The sequence below is a fragment of the Micromonospora rhizosphaerae genome (assembly GCF_900091465.1).
In the GTDB taxonomy this organism is placed as follows: domain Bacteria; phylum Actinomycetota; class Actinomycetes; order Mycobacteriales; family Micromonosporaceae; genus Micromonospora; species Micromonospora rhizosphaerae.
Genome location: NZ_FMHV01000002.1, coordinates 6827292 through 6844570, shown reverse-complemented (window position 1 = coordinate 6844570; position 17279 = coordinate 6827292). Strand labels below are relative to the sequence as shown.

The 17279-nt window shown below is 72.8% G+C and carries 12 protein-coding genes; 6 read left to right on the top strand and 6 right to left on the bottom strand.

The genetic code is table 11. The features are described 5' to 3' along the window. Window positions 1-46: 46 nt before the first annotated feature. Window positions 47-2014 (bottom strand): penicillin-binding transpeptidase domain-containing protein, encoded by a 1968-nt coding sequence (locus GA0070624_RS32205; RefSeq protein WP_091347238.1) that lies wholly within the window; start codon window positions 2012-2014, stop codon window positions 47-49. A 287-nt stretch (window positions 2015-2301) separates the two neighbouring features. Between GA0070624_RS32205 and GA0070624_RS32200 the strand changes: the two genes are divergently transcribed. Beyond that, on the top strand, window positions 2302-7350 hold the full coding sequence (locus GA0070624_RS32200; RefSeq protein ID WP_091347236.1) for an NAD-glutamate dehydrogenase: 5049 nt from the start codon (window positions 2302-2304) through the stop codon (window positions 7348-7350). Between the two features lie 65 nt (window positions 7351-7415). Here the strand turns inward: GA0070624_RS32200 and GA0070624_RS32195 are convergent, their stop codons facing one another. From GA0070624_RS32195 to GA0070624_RS32175, 5 genes are all read right to left on the bottom strand, one after another. After that, a complete protein-coding gene (locus GA0070624_RS32195; protein WP_091347234.1) occupies window positions 7416-8123 on the bottom strand; it encodes a class F sortase in 708 nt (235 codons plus the stop codon). Beyond that, window positions 8110-8949 carry a hypothetical protein gene (locus tag GA0070624_RS32190; protein ID WP_091347232.1) on the bottom strand — a complete coding sequence of 280 codons (840 nt, stop codon included), beginning with the start codon at window positions 8947-8949 and terminating at the stop codon, window positions 8110-8112. The genes GA0070624_RS32195 and GA0070624_RS32190 overlap by 14 nt, the downstream gene beginning before the upstream one ends. Before the next feature lie 279 nt (window positions 8950-9228). Then, window positions 9229-9618 carry a hypothetical protein gene (locus tag GA0070624_RS32185; RefSeq protein WP_091347230.1) on the bottom strand — a complete coding sequence of 130 codons (390 nt, stop codon included), beginning with the start codon at window positions 9616-9618 and terminating at the stop codon, window positions 9229-9231. Between the two features lie 381 nt (window positions 9619-9999). Further along, complete coding sequence (locus GA0070624_RS32180; protein ID WP_091347228.1) at window positions 10000-10977, bottom strand: hypothetical protein; 978 nt, start codon at window positions 10975-10977, stop codon at window positions 10000-10002. 13 nt (window positions 10978-10990) lie between these two features. Next, complete coding sequence (locus tag GA0070624_RS32175) at window positions 10991-11584, bottom strand: hypothetical protein (protein ID WP_091347226.1); 594 nt, start codon at window positions 11582-11584, stop codon at window positions 10991-10993. Window positions 11585-12194: 610 nt separating this feature from the next. Between GA0070624_RS32175 and GA0070624_RS32165 the strand changes: the two genes are divergently transcribed. From GA0070624_RS32165 to GA0070624_RS32145, 5 genes are all read left to right on the top strand, one after another. Beyond that, window positions 12195-14537 (top strand): sensor histidine kinase, encoded by a 2343-nt coding sequence (locus GA0070624_RS32165; protein WP_091347222.1) that lies wholly within the window; start codon window positions 12195-12197, stop codon window positions 14535-14537. Continuing rightward, window positions 14537-14959: a roadblock/LC7 domain-containing protein gene (locus GA0070624_RS32160; RefSeq protein WP_091347221.1), complete on the top strand. Its 423-nt coding sequence runs from the start codon at window positions 14537-14539 to the stop codon at window positions 14957-14959. The genes GA0070624_RS32165 and GA0070624_RS32160 overlap by 1 nt, the downstream gene beginning before the upstream one ends. Then, window positions 14949-15338: a DUF742 domain-containing protein gene (locus GA0070624_RS32155; RefSeq protein WP_091350290.1), complete on the top strand. Its 390-nt coding sequence runs from the start codon at window positions 14949-14951 to the stop codon at window positions 15336-15338. Before GA0070624_RS32160 ends, GA0070624_RS32155 begins: the two co-directional genes overlap by 11 nt. After that, window positions 15319-15921, top strand: a complete 603-nt coding sequence (locus GA0070624_RS32150; RefSeq protein WP_091347219.1) for a GTP-binding protein — start codon at window positions 15319-15321, stop codon at window positions 15919-15921. The genes GA0070624_RS32155 and GA0070624_RS32150 overlap by 20 nt, the downstream gene beginning before the upstream one ends. A 142-nt stretch (window positions 15922-16063) precedes the next feature. Further along, window positions 16064-17101: a lactonase family protein gene (locus GA0070624_RS32145; protein ID WP_176731949.1), complete on the top strand. Its 1038-nt coding sequence runs from the start codon at window positions 16064-16066 to the stop codon at window positions 17099-17101. Window positions 17102-17279: the final 178 nt, after the last annotated feature.

Here is a 17279-nt window from a genome sequence, read left to right as displayed (position 1 = left end):
AGGCTGAGGCCACGACCGCCAGGATCGAGGGCGATCCTGGCGGAGGTCAGCGGGCGGCGAGAGCGCGGAGGAAGCGTTCGGCGATCGGGACGGCGCTGGCCGTGCTCGATCCGCCCTGCTCGACGAAGACCGCGAGCGCCACGTCGCCCTGCCAGCCGACGAACCAGGCGTGGGTGTGCGCCGGGTTGTTGTCGCACTCCGCGGTGCCGGTCTTGCCGTACACCGGCTGCCCGGGGACGTCGCGCAGCGCGCTGCCGGTGCCGGCGGTCACGACCTCGCGCATCATCGCCTTCAGCGCCTCGACCGACTCCTGCTTGAGCCCGGGGCCGGCCTTGGCGGGCTGCTGCGGGGCCGGGTCGAGCACCAGCTTCGGCTGCTCCCAGTGCCCCCGCGCCACGGCGGCGGTGGCGCCGGCCATGGCGAGCGGGCTCACCACGGTGGTGCCCTGGCCGATCGCTGCGGCGGCCTGCTCGGTGCCGGAGCCGCCGGTGGAGACCTTGCCGGTGAAGACGTCGGACCCGAGGTCCCAGGTGGCCTCCAGGCCGAGCGTACGACCGGTCGTGGCCAGCCCGTCCGGGCCGAGCTTCGGGGCCAGCGAGGCGAAGGCCGTGTTGCAGGACTTCGCGAAGTCGGTCCGGAACGGCACGGACCCGAGCACGAAGTTGTCGGAGTTCTTGAACGGCCGGCCATCCACGGTGAAGGTCTTCGGGCAGGCGACCGCGGCGTCCAGGCTGACCGCGCCGCGGTCCAGCAGGCCGAGTGCGCTCACCATCTTGAACGTCGAGCCGGGCGGCACCTGGGCGGTGAAGGCCAGGTTCTCCCCCGCCGGGCCGGGGCCGTTGGCGGCGGCGAGCACGGCGCCGTCGCTGATCCGGAGCGCCACCAGGGCGGAGCGGCGCTTCTCCCCGCGCAGCGCCGCGTCGGCGGCGTTCTGGGTGGCCACGTCGAGGGTGGTCTTCAGCGGCTGGCCGGCCTTCGGCTCGCTGCGGAACACCTCGGTGCCGGTCGGCTTCGTCGTGCCGTCCGGCTCCCGGTGTTCGGTGATGACGGTGAGGCCGGGGGCCCCGCGCAGCCGCTCGTCGTACCGGCCCTGGAGGCCACCGTGGCCGACCAGGTCGCCCTCGACGTACCGGTCCGGGTGTGCCTTCAGGTCGTCGGCCTGCGCGGGGTCGACCGAGCCGAGCAGCGCGCGGGCGAACTCCCGGGTGGGGGCCAGGTCGAGCTTGTCGGTGACGAACTTGGTGCCGGACAGGTCGTAGATTCGGGGCTTGATCTGCCGGTACGCCTCGTCGCGCAGCGTCACGACCTCGACGAACGCGCCCGGATCGGCGTCGGCGAGGCGCTTGGGCAGGTCCGACAGGTCGACCGGCGGGGTGAGCACCGGCCGGATCGCCTTGAACGCGGTGTCGAGTTGCCGGACCAGCGCCTTGACGTCGGCGACCTCGCTCGGCTGCACCCCGACCCGGACCACCGGGCGGGGCGCGACGATGGGGGCGCCGGCGGCGTCCAGCACCCCGGCCCGGGGCGCGGGGTCGCGGCGCAACGCGAGCTGGTCGCCCTTGCCCAGCTTCTCCTGCACGACCTGCGGTGCCCAGATCACCTGCCACTGGTCGTCACCGCCGCGCTTGAGCCGCACCGGCCGGTCGTACGCCCAGCGGGTCCGTCCCGGCAGCGTCCAGGCGACCTCGACCTGCACCGTCGCGGTGTCCGCGGTGATCTTCGCGTCGCCCTTGCGCTTCAGCGCCGGCGGGGTGGCGGCCAGCTCCCCGGAGAGCTCCCTGATCTCCTTCGCCACCTCGGCCGCCGGGATCCGGGCGCCGGTCGGGTCGACGAAGCCCACCGCCTGCAGGTTGCCTGAGCGCCAGCCGGTCAGGAAGGCGTCCACGCTGCGCTCCGGCCCGTCCTCGGCCGAGCACCCGACCAGCGCGCCGGCGGCCAGCACGGTGGCGGCCAGCGCCGCGAGGGCCGGCCGGGCGGGTGAGCGGCGGCGACGAACGGGGTACGACACGGGCATGCGGCTGTCCCTCCGGTGGAAAACTGCCCTGCACGCTAGTACGGCCCGGGCCTCCCCACCGGCCCGGAACGGCCCCGACGTGCGGAAAGAGGGCCTGCGGCGGTGTGATGAAAATCGCGTGTCGGGGTACTCCGGCACCAGCCAACCTCGTACCCGCAACGGGTGAAAGGACAGAGTCCCGATCCGGACGTCCGGCCGGTGGTCCGCCTGCAAAGGGGCAGAGTGGCAGGGCCTAGGCTGGGCGGGAGAGTGACCCACAACGCGGTGGGTCGAGGGGAGTGGCACCGATGGACCGGCGTCCGGCGATCAAACCGGGACCCGACCTGCGGCCGGCTGACACCGGCCGGGACGACAGCTTCGATTCGGCGACCGACGGGGATGGTTTCGGCCGCGTCGACACAGGAACGACCGGGATGACCGGTTCGAGCATCGACACGGTGTACGAGCTGGGTGTGCCCGCGCAGGCGCTGACCGAGGGCGAGGACACCGAACTCGACGAGCCGGTACCCAACGCCGAGCGCCTGGTGGCCCAGGCGGTCGCCCTGGCCGGGGACGACCACGACGCGGCGACCCTGGTCGGCCGCTTCTGGCGGTTCGCGCCGGACGAGGAGCTCATCGGCTTCACCCCGGAGGAGATGCTCGCCGCGGCCCGCGCGCACCGGGACCTCGCCCAGCAGCGTGTGCCCGGCGAGCTTAAGCTGCGCATCCACGAGCCGGACGCCGACCAGCACCACACCGTCGTCGAGATCGTCACCGACGACATGCCGTTCCTGGTCGACTCGGTGACCGCCCTGCTCAACACCCACCACCTCGACGTGCACCTGCTGGTCCATCCCCTGGTGGTGGTCCGCCGCGAGCCGCTGGGCCGGCTGACCGAGGTCGCCGCCGACGTCGAGCCGGACGACGCGATCGCCGGTGACCTGGTCGAGAGCTGGATGCGGATCGAGATCGACCCGGTCCGCGACCCTGCGGAGCGGGAGAAGCTCCGCCGGGAGCTGCAGCGGGTGCTCACCGACGTGCGCGAGGCCGTCGAGGACTGGCCGAAGATGCGCCAGCGGGCCCTGGCGCTCGCCGACGAGCTGGCCGCCGCGCGGACCTCGGACAACCGGCCGCCGGTGCCCGAGAAGGACATCACCGACTCGGTCGAGCTGCTGCGTTGGCTGGCCCACGACCACTTCACCTTCCTCGGCTACCGGGAGTACCGGCTGATCGACCGCCCGGAGGGCGGTCAGGCACTGGAGGCCGTGCTGGGGACCGGGCTGGGCATCCTCCGCTCGGACTCGCCGGAGGCCCGGGCGCTCTCCACGATGACGCCCGAGGCGCACGAGAAGGTGCGGGAGAAGCGGCTGCTGATCATCACCAAGGCCAACTCCCGGGCGACCGTGCACCGGTCGGCCTACCTCGACTACATCGGCTTCAAGATCTTCGACGATGCCGGCGAGGTGGTCGGGGAGCGGCGCTTCCTGGGCCTGTTCTCCACCGCCGCCTACCGGACCAGCGTCCGGGAGCTGCCGGTGGTCCGCCGCAAGGTGGCCGAGGTACTGGAGCGCTCCGGCCTGAGCCAGCGCAGCCACTCCGGGAAGGACCTGCTCCAGATCCTGGAGACCTACCCCCGCGACGAGCTGTTCCAGATCAAGACCGACGACCTCTACCACGCGGCGGTCGGCGTGCTGCGGATGGCGGGCCGCCGGCAGCTGCGGGTCTTCCTGCGCCGGGACGCGTACGGGCGGTTCATCTCCTGCCTGATCTACCTGCCCCGGGACCGGTTCACCACCCAGAACCGGTTGCGCATGCAGGACATCCTGCTCCGCGAGCTGAACGGGGTGGGGGTCGACTACACCACCCGGGTCACCGAATCGATGCTGGCCCGGGTGCACTTCATCGTCCGGACCGACCCGACCAACCCACCCGGCGACATCGACGCGGACCTGCTCGCCGAGGAGCTGGCCGACGCCACCCGGCTGTGGGACGACGACTACCGGCTGGTGCTCGAGCGCAAGCTCGGCGACGAGCAGGCCAAGCACCTGTTCAGCCGGTACGCCGACGCGTTCCCGGAGGGCTACAAGGACGGGCACACGCCGTACGAGGCGATGAAGGACCTCGCCAAGCTGGAGCTCCTGGAGGAGCCCGGCCAGCTCGAGATGCACCTGTTCCGCAAGCAGCTCGCGCCCCGGCCCGGTGAGCGTGGCGCGGACGTCGACGAGACGATGGACGTCCGGTTCAAGGTCTACCGGTACGGCGAACCGATGATGCTCTCCGCCGTGCTGCCGGTGCTGCACTCGCTCGGCGTCCGGGTGGTCGACGAGCACCCGTACGAGGTGGACCGGATCGACGGTCGGGTCTTCCTCTACGACTTCGGGCTGCGGCTGCCCGAGGCGCACCAGGAGCTGGCCGACGTGCGCCCGCACGTGGAGAACGCCTTCGCGGCGGCGTGGCGTGGCGAGGCCGAGGTCGACGGCTTCAACGAGCTGGTGCTGCGCGCCGGGCTCACCTGGCGGCAGGTGGTGGTGCTGCGGGCGTACGCGAAGTACCTGCGGCAGGCCGGGACCGTCTTCTCCCAGGACTACATGGAGCAGACCTTCATCGCGTACCCGAAGATCGCGGCGCTGCTGGTGGAGCTCTTCGAGGCGCGGTTCGCCCCCGGCACGATCAGCATGGACGAGCGCCGGCAACGCAGCGGCGAGCTGGTCACCGCGATCGGCGAGGCGCTGGACGACGTGGTCAGCCTCGACCAGGACCGGATCCTGCGGTCCTACCTGACGCTGATCCAGGCCACCCTGCGGACCAGCTTCTACCAGAAGCCGGTCGGCGGGCGGCCCAAGTCGTACGTGGCGTTCAAGCTGGACCCGCAGGCGGTCCCGGAGCTGCCGGCCCCCCGGCCGAGGTTCGAGATCTTCGTCTACTCGCCCCGGTTCGAGGGTGTGCACCTGCGGTTCGGGCCGGTGGCCCGGGGCGGGCTGCGCTGGTCCGACCGGCGGGAGGACTTCCGCACCGAGGTGCTCGGCCTGGTCAAGGCGCAGATGGTGAAGAACGCCGTGATCGTGCCGGTGGGCGCCAAGGGCGGCTTCGTGCTCAAGCAGAAGCCGGGCGACCGGGACGAAGCGGTGGTCTGCTACAAGGAGTTCGTCTCCGCGCTGCTGGACGTCACCGACAACATCGTCGCCGGTGAGATCGTCCCGCCCGAGGACGTGGTCCGGCACGACGCGGACGACCCGTACCTGGTGGTGGCGGCGGACAAGGGCACCGCCAGCTTCTCCGACATCGCCAACGAGATCTCCGCCGGGCACAACTTCTGGCTGGGCGACGCCTTCGCCTCCGGCGGCTCCGCCGGCTACGACCACAAGAAGATGGGCATCACCGCCCGGGGTGCCTGGGAGTCGGTCAAGCGGCACTTCCGGGAGCTGGGACACGACACCCAGACCCAGGACTTCACCGTGGTCGGCGTCGGCGACATGTCCGGCGACGTGTTCGGCAACGGGATGCTGCTCTCGGAGCACATCCGGCTGGTGGCCGCCTTCGACCACCGGCACATCTTCCTCGACCCGGAACCGGACGTCGCCACCTCGTACGCCGAGCGGAAGCGGCTGTTCGACCTGCCCCGGTCGTCCTGGGAGGACTACAACCGGGAGCTGATCTCGGCCGGCGGCGGGGTGTATCCGCGTACCGCCAAGTCGATCCCGATCAGTCCGCAGGTGCGGAAGGCGATCGGGCTGGGCGAGGACGTCGAGCAGCTCTCGCCGCAGGAGCTGATGAAGACGATCCTCACCGCGCCGGTCGATCTGTTCTGGAACGGCGGCATCGGCACCTACGTCAAGGCGTCCAGCCAGACCAACGCCGAGGTCGGGGACAAGTCCAACGACGCCATCCGGGTGGACGGCAAGAGCCTGCGCTGCCGGGTGGCCGGCGAGGGCGGCAACCTGGGCTGGACCCAGCTCGGCCGGATCGAGTACGCGCAGAACGGCGGCCGGATCTACACCGACTTCATCGACAACGCGGCCGGGGTGGACTGCTCCGACCACGAGGTGAACATCAAGATCCTGCTCAACACGGCCGTCGCCGACGGTGAGCTGGACATGCCGGAGCGGGACGAGCTGCTGGCCCAGATGACCGACGAGGTCGCCGAGCTGGTGCTGCGGGACAACTACGACCAGGCCCGGGCGATCAACAACGCCCAGGCGCAGGCCGCCTCGTTGCTCCCGGTGCACCGGCGCATGATCAACGAGTTGGAGCGGGCCGGCCAGCTCGACCGCGCGCTGGAGGCGCTCCCCTCGGACGAGGAGCTGGCGGTCCGGACCGAGACGGGGCTGACCGCGCCGGAGTTCGCGGTGCTGCTGGCGTACGTGAAGATCGTGCTGGAACGCGAGATCGTGGCCGAGGGGCTGGCCGACGAGGAGTGGACGACCGACGTCCTGGTCAACTACTTCCCGACGCCGCTGCGGGAGCGGTTCGCGGACCGGATGGGCCGGCACCGGCTGCGCCGGGACATCGTCACCACGGTGCTGGTGAACGAGGCGATCAACCGGGGCGGCATCTCGTTCGTCTTCCGCGTCATGGAGGAGACGGCCGCGTCGGCGGCGGACGTGCTGCGGGCGTACGTGGTGGTCCGCGAGGTGTTCGGGCTGCGCGAGCTCTGGGACGCCATCGAGGCGCTGGACGACAAGGTCTCGCCCGAGCTGCAGACCAGCGTCTACCTGGACACCCGGCGGCTGCTCGACCGGGCGGTGCGCTGGCTGGTCACGAACCGGCGGTCGCCGATCGACGTGCCGGCGGAGATCGCCCGGCTGCGGGACGGGATCGCCCGACTCCTGCCCGGCCTGGAGAACCTCTTCTACGGCAGCGAGCGGGAGGCGATCGCCGCCCACATCGACTCGATGACCGAGAAGGGGCTCCCGCGCGAACTGGCCGAGCGGGCCACCCGGCTGATGTACAGCTTCGGTCTGCTCGACGTGGTGGAGACCGCCCAGTCCACCGGCCGCGATGTGGGCGAGGTGGCCGCGGTCTACTTCGTCCTCTCCGACCGGTTCCGGGTGGACGCCCTGCTGTCGAAGATCTCCCTGCTGCCGCGGGAGGACCGCTGGCAGACGCTGGCCCGGATGGCGCTGCGCTACGACCTGTACGCCGCGCTGGCCGCGCTCACCACGGAGGTACTCGGCTCCACCCCGGAGAGCCTGCCGCCGCACGAGCGGGTGCAGGAGTGGGAGCAGTCGAACGCCACCTCGATCCACCGGGCGCAGCGGGCGATGGGGGAGTTCGACGAGTCCCGAGCCGACCTGGCCGCCCTGTCGGTGCTGCTGCGGCAGATCCGCACCCTGGTACGGACCTCGGCCGCGGCCTGATCCGGACGCGCGCCGGCGCGGTCCGGTCGGTCATCCGACCGCCGGACCGCGCCGCAGCGTCCGCGTCACGCCGTCATCGTGGCGAACGCGATGATGTTGTCCAGGTAGCTGCCGGCGCTCTGGTCGAACACCCCGCCGCAGGTGACTACCCGCAGGCTCGGCCTGTCGCTGGGTCCGTAGACCAGCTCCGTCGGGAACGACGTCTTCGGGTACGACGTCACCGACTCGACGATGAAGGTGGCCTTCGAGCCGTCCTCCCGGACCACCGAGATGGCGTCACCCGGCTTCAGCGAGCCGAGGTTGAAGAAGACGGCCGGTCCGACTTCGGCCGAGTCGACGTGGCCGACGATGACCGCGTTGCCGACCTCGCCGGGGCTCGCGCCCGGGGAGTACCAGCCGGCCCGCTGGGCCTGGTCCAGCGGGGGGACCTGGACCGTCCCGTCCGGGTGGGTGCCGAGCGTCATGATCTCGGCGTTCACCCCGATCCGGGGGATCGAGATGGTGGTCGGGGTCGACCGGGGCAGACCGGCGGGGGCGATGACCGGGTCCACGGTGTCGGTGGACGGCTGGTCGGCGGTCTCGGGCCCCGCGCCGGCCGGCCCGGCCTGGGCCGTCGGTTGCGGCGGGCGGGGCGGGGGCACGGTCCGTACCGACGCGCCGATCATGCCGGTGCCCACCATGGCGAGCAGGACGACGACGGCCGCGCCGGCGGCGCGCCACGGTCTCCCGCGGCGGCCGCCGGCCGGTGGCGCCGTCGGGTCAGACGAGGCCATCGGCCCGACGCCGACGCATCAGCACGATGCCACCCACGGCGGCCGCGCCGATCAGGCTCGCGCCGCCGGTGGCCAGGCCACTGTCGATGCTGGTGGTGGTCATGCCACCGTCACCGCCGTCGACCGAGCCGGTCGGGAGGACCGTCAGCTTGCCCTCGCCGCACGAGCCCTTGAGGTGATAGGTGCCCGGCTCGGTCCCCTTGGGGACCCAGGCCTCGCCGAGGGAGACGAAGTCGCGCTCGTGCTCCCAGCGGTCCTCGCCAGGGTCCTTGTCGCCCTTCCAGTCGCCGTCCCTGGACTCCTCGCCCTGGTCGTGCTCCTCGTGGCCCCTCCAGTCGCGGCCGTCGGACGCCTCCTTGCCGTGCTCCTCGTGGCCCTGTCCGTCCCCGTCGGCCTTCGCGTCGTCGGACATGCCGCCCCAGCCGCCCGTCGGGGGCTTCGGGTACTCCCCGTTGCCGTTGCCGTCGCGGCGGTGCTCGTCCTTGCCGTCCCAGTCCTCGTGGTCCCGGTCCTTGCCGGCCTTGTCGGTGTCGTTCCGGTCCTTGTGGTCCCGGTCCTTGTCCTTGTCGTCCCGAGCTGGCTCGAGCGCGGTCTTGCCGGTGACCTTCGACCAGACGAAGGGGTCGTCCTGCGGCTCGTCGCAGATCTCGACCAGCTTGACCTTGTCGCCCGCCTTCACGGCATGCGGCTTGGCGAGCACCTTGCCGTCGCGGTCCTCACCGTCGTGATGATCGTCGGCGGACGCAAATCCCGGCGCGAACACCAGCAGGGACGCGCCGCCGAGGGCGGCACCCGCAACGACCTTCCCGAGCGTCTTCATAGCCATGACGGCGTCACTCCATCCCCGGTTTGTCCTGACCTCGACCAAAGCCGAGCTACGGCTGACGTTAGACGGTTTCATGAGCTATCAGGGGAAAGACTCATGTTTCGGAGTTTTATGGCTATAGCGGAGATAGGAGAGCAAACGACCTATGCCGGTTTTAGGACAATTCGGCAGGGTGGGACGATGCCTGTGCCCGATTGCGCCGGGCCCCTGGTCCGACCGTCCACCGGTCGGGCCAGGGGCCCTCGTCGTCGGCGACCGCCTCGGTCGCGGTCGCGACCGTCAGGGGACGGTCCGCTCGATCGCCGCCCGGCCCAGCTCGGCCAGGTCCCGGCGGGCCCGCTCGAGGTTCTCCGGCGTCAGATCCTGACCCCGCGCCACCACCAGGTCCTCCGGGTCCCACGGCTGCTCCGCGCCGGTGCGGATGTTGGGCCGGCCGGCCCCGGTGCCGGTCCCGGTCGCCCCGGTCCCGGCCGCGTACGGGTCGCCGATCAGGTCCTCCGTCGGGCCGCCACGCGTTGCCCGCCCGCGGGGCTCGGTGAAGGACGGAGTGTCCCGGTCGGGGCCCCCGCCGGTCATCAGCTGCGGCACGGTGGTCTCGTCGTCCACCGCCGCGGCCACCTCGGGGCTCTCCTCCAGCGGCCGTTCGCCGCCACGGTCACGATCCGTCATGCTGCTGCCCTCCTGTCCCGATCGCTGATCCCCCTGACGTACCCCGCAGAGTCGGCGCCATTCCGACGGCCGGTCAGCGCTTCTCGTCGCGGCGAAGGGGCGGTGGGTGGGGCGGTTGAACCGCAGCCGGAGGTATTCCGGCACGCTGCGGACCCGTGAGCCGTAGTAGAAGGGCACAGCGAGCGCCCGGGTAGAGCGCCAGGATCGCGTGGTCCAACGCGTTCATGTCAGCCGCAGGCCGTCGCTCATCCCGTCACCCCCTCGGTCCGCGCTGGTAGTGCGTCCGCTCTACCCCTGATGCGGACCTTCATGCCTGGGCGTCCGATGGCGCGACCACGCCAGAGCCCCGGCCGGTGTCGGCCGGGGCTCCGACGGCACTGCTCAACGACCGATGACCCGGTCCAGGAAGTCCCGGTAGGCGCGGACGGCCACCCGAAGCTGCTCGGTGTCCGCGGCGCCGGACTCCTGCCAGCCGCCCAGCTTCGTCTTCTGGTCGCGCAGCGCGGCGGAGAGCGCCTCCATGGCCTCGTCGACCAGCGCCTGCGCCTCGCCGACCGCGGCCCGCGGGTCGTCCACGAAGCGGAGCTGAATGTCGCGCCAACGGTCCCGGAAGCCCTGCGCCGTCTCCGGCTCGAAGAGCGTGGCGGCCTCCGCCGCCACCGCCCCCGGGGTTGGCCGGGCTGCCCCGGCCAGGCCCGCGCCGGCAACCGCCGGGCTGGTGTCCGGGTCGACCATCGCCGGCTCGGCGCTGCCGTAGCCCCTCGCGCCGTCGGCCGGCGCGCTGGTGTCCCGGACGGCGGTGTGCTCGGCTTCCCACCGCTCGGCGCTGTGCAGCCGGTCCCCGGCCGTCGGGTCGGCCCGCTCGTCGTCGAACGCGTCGGTCCGGCCCGGCGCCCCGTCGCCCGGCCGGGCGGTGTCCTCGCCCCGCGGGTCGCGCTCGTCCTCTGCCCGGCCGCTGGCCATCGCGGAGGCGGCCACCGCGTCGCCGACCGTGGTCGCGCCGAAGACGGTCGGCAGCGGCGCGGGATATTCGAACTCGGGCCGGCCGGGCCGGTCGGGGTCGGCCGCCTCCGCTTCCGCGTCCCGGGCCTCCCCCAGATCGTACGGGCGCGTCTCGTCCAGGTCCGCGTCGTCCCGCCGGCCTTCGTCCCGCTGGTCGTCGGCGCGGTCGCGGACCACGACCGGGTCGTCGAAGGTGCCCCGGTCGTCCAGTGCATCCTCGGGTACGTCGGTCCGGTCGGCCCGGTCCTGTCCGGCCCCGTCGCCGTTGGCGCGGTCGCCGGGCGTTGGCACCCGCACCGGCGCGGACCGGATGGTCTCCGGGTGCTCGTTTGTGACCTGTTGCTCTTCCTGGCGCATGACGGCGGCCTCCTCAACGATTCGTAACGCCGTGCGGGTGGTCGGGGTGACGCTGCTCGGGCGGCTGGTGCCCGACCGGGTCCCCGCCGAGCAGGTCGGCGAAGAGGGCCCGGTAGTGGACGAGCGCCTGCCGGAGCTCCTCGGTGCTGGTCTCGCCGCGCTCGTTGCGCAGCCGGATGTCGTGGGCGTCCCGGTAGTGGGTCAGGGTGCGGGCGTGCTCGACGGAGAGGTGGGCGACCTGGTCGGAGAAGTCCCCGGTGGGGTACCCGCGCTCGGCGATCAGCCGGCTCACCAGCTCGTCGGCCTCGCCGACGGTCTCGGCGGGGGAGTCGACGAAGCGAACCTGAAGCTCCTCCCAGGCGGCGGCGTACCGGGCCCGGGACTCGGGGGTGAGCGGGTTGATCTCGAGGGCGGCGTGCCGGCGTTCCCGCTCCCGCAGCTCACGCTCGGCCGCGCTGCGGCTGTCCTGCTCGGCGACCACCCGGTCGTACTCCGGCCCGAAGCGCTGCTTGAGCGAGCGGCGGCGGCTCGCCACCACGGCGACCGCGACCAGCGCCGCGAGCACCAACACGACGATGACTGTGACGATTACCTGCGTGGGCGACATGGCTCCTCCTTCGCCCGCTGCTATTCCCTCCGCCCACTGATCAGCAATCCCGATCCGCGGGTCTTTCCTGGTCGATTCCACACCCGAAGCCCGGGCGGGCATCGCGCGACACACACACCTGGTCTGCCGGGAGTGCGGTCCGATCACCGACACCGTCCTCGGACCGGGACCGGCCGCGGGAGGACGTGGCGGCCAGCACCAACCAGGGCGGCCGCCAGATGCCGTACGGAGTGGACAACCGGGGCGCCAACCTGCACATCAACTTCGAGCCGTCCTCGGTGGTCGGTCTGCGGGAGGCGGACGACTCCTACCGGGAGTACCCCCGTTCGTGTCGGGCCGCCGGGTCGCCCGAGGGATTTGGCATCTCGGTCAACGCCCGGTCCACACCCGACACGAGCGCCCCGCGGTCCTTTCCGGCGGGACGCTCGCGTCCAACGGTGTCCACAGCGAGCATCCCGGACGGTAGTGATCGGCGAGACGGCCGGTAGTGCATCCGGCCGGGATTACGTATCCTGCCCAAGGTGCCGCGAGCCGGAGCCCGGCGCCGCGGCCGGGAAGCTGTCCGGCCGGTGCCGGCGTCACCCCTGCGACACCTTCCGGGCGAGGTTTGATGAACACCCGTGACTGGCCGATTCGCGCCAAGCTGACCGCGCTGGTCATCGGCCCGGTGACCGCGCTGCTGGCGCTCTGGATCTTCGCCACCACGCTCACCTTCGGTCCCGCGCTCGACCTGCTCGCCGCGCGGACCCTGCTCTACGACCTCGGCCGCCCCGGCCAGACGGTCGTCACCGAGCTGCAGCGGGAACGCCGCCTCTCGGTGATCCAGCTCGCCGGCGACACCGAGCTGCCGGCGCTGGCCGAGCAGCGGCTGCGGACCGACCGGGCGGTCGCCGAGCTGCGTCGCCGGGTCGGCGGGGATGACCTGCGCGACGCCGCCACCGACCTGCTCGACACCCGGCTCGACCAGCTGGTCACCGCGCTGGACGCGCTGCCCGCCGGCCGCGGCTTCATCGACCGGAGGCAGGTGGACCGGGCCGGGGCGCTCGGCCTCTACAGCGGGATGATCTCCTCGGCCTTCCAGGCCTTCTCCGCCATGGCCATGCTGCCCGACGAGGACCTCAACCGGGAGGCGCGCGCGCTCACCGCGCTCGGCCGGTCCCGCGAGCTGCTCGGCCAGACCGACGCGCTGCTCACCGGCGCGCTGACCGCCGGCCGGTTCGCCGAGGGCGAGCACGCCCAGCTCGTACAGACCATCAACAATCAGCGTTTCCTGGTCGAGTCCGCGGTGGCCGAACTGCCCGCCGCGGACCGCACCGCGTACCAGCAGCTGACCGAGGGAGAGTCCTTTGTGCGGCTGCGCGCCCTGCAGGAGACCCTGATCCGCGCCGACGGCCTGCCGCCCGGGCTCGACGTGCGTGCCTGGGAGACCAGCCAGGCCGACGTGCAGCAGAGCCTGCGGGACTTCGAGCTGAAGCAGGCCGACGGACTGGCCGAACGCTCGGTGCCGATGGCGGTCGGCATCCTGGTCCGACTCGCCGCCGCCGGGCTGTTCGGCCTGCTCGCCATCGTGGTCTGCGTCCTGGTGGCGCTGCGGGTCGGCCGTTCGCTGTCCGGGCGGTTGACCGGCGTCCGCACCGCCGCGCAGGAGATGGCCGAGCACCGGTTGCCCGACGTGGTCGCCCGGCTGCGCCGGGGCGAGGACGTCGACGTCGCCCGGGAGGCGCCCGAGCTGGACCACGGCGGCGACGAGATCGGCCAGGTGGGGCGGGCCTTCAACGAGGTACGGCGGACGGCGGTCCAGGCCGCGGTGGACGAGGTCGTCCTGCGCCGCGGCCTCAACGAGGTCTTCCTCAACATCGCCCGGCGCAGCCAGGGCCTGGTGCACCGGCAGTTGGCGCTGCTCGACCGGCTGGAGCGACGGACCGAGGACCCGGACGAGCTGGGCGGCCTCTTCCAGGTCGACCACCTGGCCACCCGGCTCCGGCGGCACGCCGAGGACCTGGTCATCCTCGCCGGTGCCGCGCCCGGTCGGGGCTGGCGGAACCCGGTCGCCGCGGTCGACGTGATCCGCGGCGCGATCTCCGAGGTGGAGTCGTACGACCGGGTCGACATCGGCGCCGTCCAGCCGGCCGGCGTGCTCGGCCGGGCCGTCGGCGACGTGATCCACCTGCTGGCCGAGCTGATCGAGAACGCCACCGTCTTCTCCGCGCCCGGCACCCGGGTCGAGGTGGCCGGGCAGGCCGTGCCGAACGGCTACGCGGTCGAGATCACCGACCGGGGGCTGGGCATGCCGCCGCAGGCCATCGAGGAGGCCAACGGCAAGCTGGCCCGGTCGCCGGAGTTCGACCCGGCCGACAGCGCCCGGCTCGGGCACTTCGTGGTGGCCCGGCTCGCCGCGCGGCACGGCGTACGGGTCCAGCTCCGGTCGGCCAACCCCGGTGGGATCACGGCGGTGGTGCTCATCCCCGCCGACCTGATCACGGACGAGCCGGCCGTCGGGGCGGCCCGCCCGGACGCCGGGGCGGCGTCGACAACGGACGACCGGCGGATGGCCAGGGTGACCCGGCTCGGCACGCTGCCCCGGCCGCGGACCACCCGACCCACCCGGGAGCGCCCCGAATCGGCCACCCCGCCGGCGCCGTTCGCCGCCGGCCGCGGCTCGTCCGTCGAGGCGGCCCCGGACGGCGACGGACTGCCCCGCCGGGTCCGTCGGCGCGGACCCGCGGCGCGTCCCCGGCCACCGGTCGCCGACGCTCCAGCGCACCGGCCGCCCGAGGAGGTGCGCCGGACGATGTCCGCGCTCCAGGCGGGGACCGCCCGCGGCCGCCGGGATGGTGCCGGGGCGGCGGCCACCCCGACCGCCCCCGCCGCCCCGGAGCCGGCCACCGAACCCACCCCGTCGGAGCCGGCGGTGACTCCCGAACCCCGGACCGGAACTGAGAGGGACGCCTAGTGGTGCACACGACGAGGCAGAACGCCGATCTCGACTGGTTGCTCGACGAGCTGGTTGAGCAGGTGCCGGCCGCGCGCCAGGCGGTGATGCTGTCGGCGGACGGGCTCCTGCTCGGGGCCTCCGCCGAGCTGAGCCGCAGCGACGCGGAGCACCTCTGCGCGCTGGCCTCCGGCTTCTCGAGCCTGGCCAAGGGGGCCACCCGACACCTCGCGGCCGGCCCGGTCCGGCAGACCGTGGTGGAGATGGAGTCCGCGTACCTCTTCGTCACCGCCGCCGGGCAGGGCGCCTGCCTGGCGGTGGTGAGCGACGCGGACGCGGACATCGGCCTGGTGGCGTACGAGATGGCGATGCTGGTGATCCGGGTCGGTGAGAACCTGACCGCCCCGGCCCGGACGGCGTCGGGTGCCGCCGATGCGGGCTGAGTCGCCCGGGCCGCAGCACGAGTGGCTGGACGCCGCCGCCGGCCCGGTCGTCCGTCCGTACACCCTCACCGGCGGTCGGGTCCGGCCCGCGGTCGAGGGCTTCGACGTGGTCGCGTTCGTGCTGGCCGAGCCGGCGGCCGACCCCACCGGCCAGCCCGGGCTGCAGCCGGAGCACCGGCGCCTGGTCGAGCTGGCCCGGCGGCCGGTCGCGGTCGCCGACCTCGCCGCGGATCTGGATCTCGCGGTCGGCGTGGTCCACGTGCTGCTCGGCGACCTCCTCGCCCGGCGGCTCGTCGCGGTGCACGAGCCACCGGCCGCCGCACATCTGCCCGCCGACAACATCCTCAAGGCGGTGGTCAGTGGACTCCGTGCGCTATGACCGGGAGGGGTCCGGTCACCGGATCCCGCTGGCCCTGAAGATCCTGATCGCCGGAGGGTTCGGGGCCGGCAAGACGACGCTGGTGGGCGCGTTGAGCGAGGTCCGGCCGCTGCAGACCGAGGAGGTCCTGACCGGGGCCGGGATCGGCACGGACGACCTTGCCGGCGTGGAGCAGAAGTCGACCACCACCGTGGCGATGGACTTCGGCCGGATCACCATCAACGAGGATCTTCAGGTCTACCTCTTCGGCACCCCCGGCCAGGACCGGTTCTGGTTCCTCTGGGACGAGCTGGCCTTCGGCGCCCTCGGCGCGGTGGTGCTCGCCGACACCCGCCGACTGGCCGACTGCTTCCCCTCGATCGACTACTTCGAGCAGCGCGGCATCCCGTTCGTGGTCGGGGTGAACTGCTTCGACGGGGCCCGCCGGTTCAGCCTGGAGTCGGTCCGCGACGCGCTCGACCTGGACCCGGACGTGCCGATGATGCTCTGCGACGTCCGGGAGCGGCAGTCCGGGAAGCTGCTGCTGATCTCGCTGGTCGAGCACGTCGCCCGGCAGCGGGGCCAGCCGGTGCCGGTCGCCTGATCCTCGGGTCGGCGGAGCAGGTGGGCGGCCGTCCGCCCGTCCGGCCGGTCTCCGAATTGGTCCCGGGAAACATGGCTAAGCCGCGGGCTTCCCGGGAAGCCTCTGGTTGGATCAACGGAGGAGTCGGCGGAAGGTGGGTCCGGTGACCGGTCAGGGCGCGATCGTCCACATCGGCGGCTACACGGCGGAGAGCGGCGGGCGGGCCGAAGGGATCGTCGTGGCCCGCCGGGATCCGGCGTCCGGGGAGCTGACCCCGCTGGGCACGGCGGCGGTGACCGCGTCGCCGTCGTTCCTGGTCCGGCATCCGGTGCTGCCGGTGCTGTACGCCGTCAACGAGCTGGCTGAGGGCGAGGTCACTGCGTTCCGGGTGGCCCCGGACGGTGACCTGAGCCCGCTCGGTGTCCGCCCGACCGGTGACGCCGAGCCCTGTCACCTGGCGGTCGCCCCGGACGGGCGGCACCTCTTCGTGGCGAACTACGGCGGGGGGAGCGTCGCGGTCTTTCCGCTCGACCCCGACGGCGTGCCGGGGGAGCGCAGCGACCTGGTCCGGCACGAGGGTCACGGCGCGGACCCGGAGCGCCAGGAGGCACCGCACTGCCACATGGTCTCGCCCGACCCGGACGGCGGGCCGCTCCTCGCCGTCGACCTGGGCACCGACTCGGTCTACCGGTACGACCTCGATGCCGCCTCCGGTCGGCTGGTGTCCCGGGCCCCGCGGCTGCGTACGCCGGCCGGGACCGGGCCCCGGCACCTGGCCCGCCACCCGGACGGACGACGCTGCTGGCTGGTCGGCGAGCTGGACGCCACCGTCACCGCGTACGACCTGACCGCCGACGGCGCGCTGCACCAGCGGGGCCGGGTGGATGCCAGCGAGCGGTCCGGGCACGTGCAGCCCGCCGAGATCGCCGTGGGGCCGGACGACCGGTTCCTCTACGTCGGGAACCGGGGCGTCGGCACGATCGCCGTCTTCTCGGTGGCGGACGGGTTGCCGGAGCTGGTGGCCGAAGTCGACACCGGCGGGGAGTGGCCCCGGCACTTCGCGCTGGCCGGGGAGCACCTCTACGTCGCCGACGAGCGCGCGGACATGATCAGGACGTTCCGGGTGGACCCGGCCACGGGGGTGCCGGAGGCGGTGGGGGAGCCGGTGCCGTCGGCCAGCCCGACCTGCGTCCGGCCGTAGCGGGGGCGACCCTGAGCGGTCGGCGCGCCACCGTCCGGAGTGGACCGGCAGCACGCCGGATCACTGACCGTTCACTCAGCGTTACGGTTTGGTGATCAACTGTTTCTCCTGCGTAACTTTCGTCCGAACGGTTGTGGCAGTAACCCCACGAGATACGCAAGATGGTCACCGTGTCTGG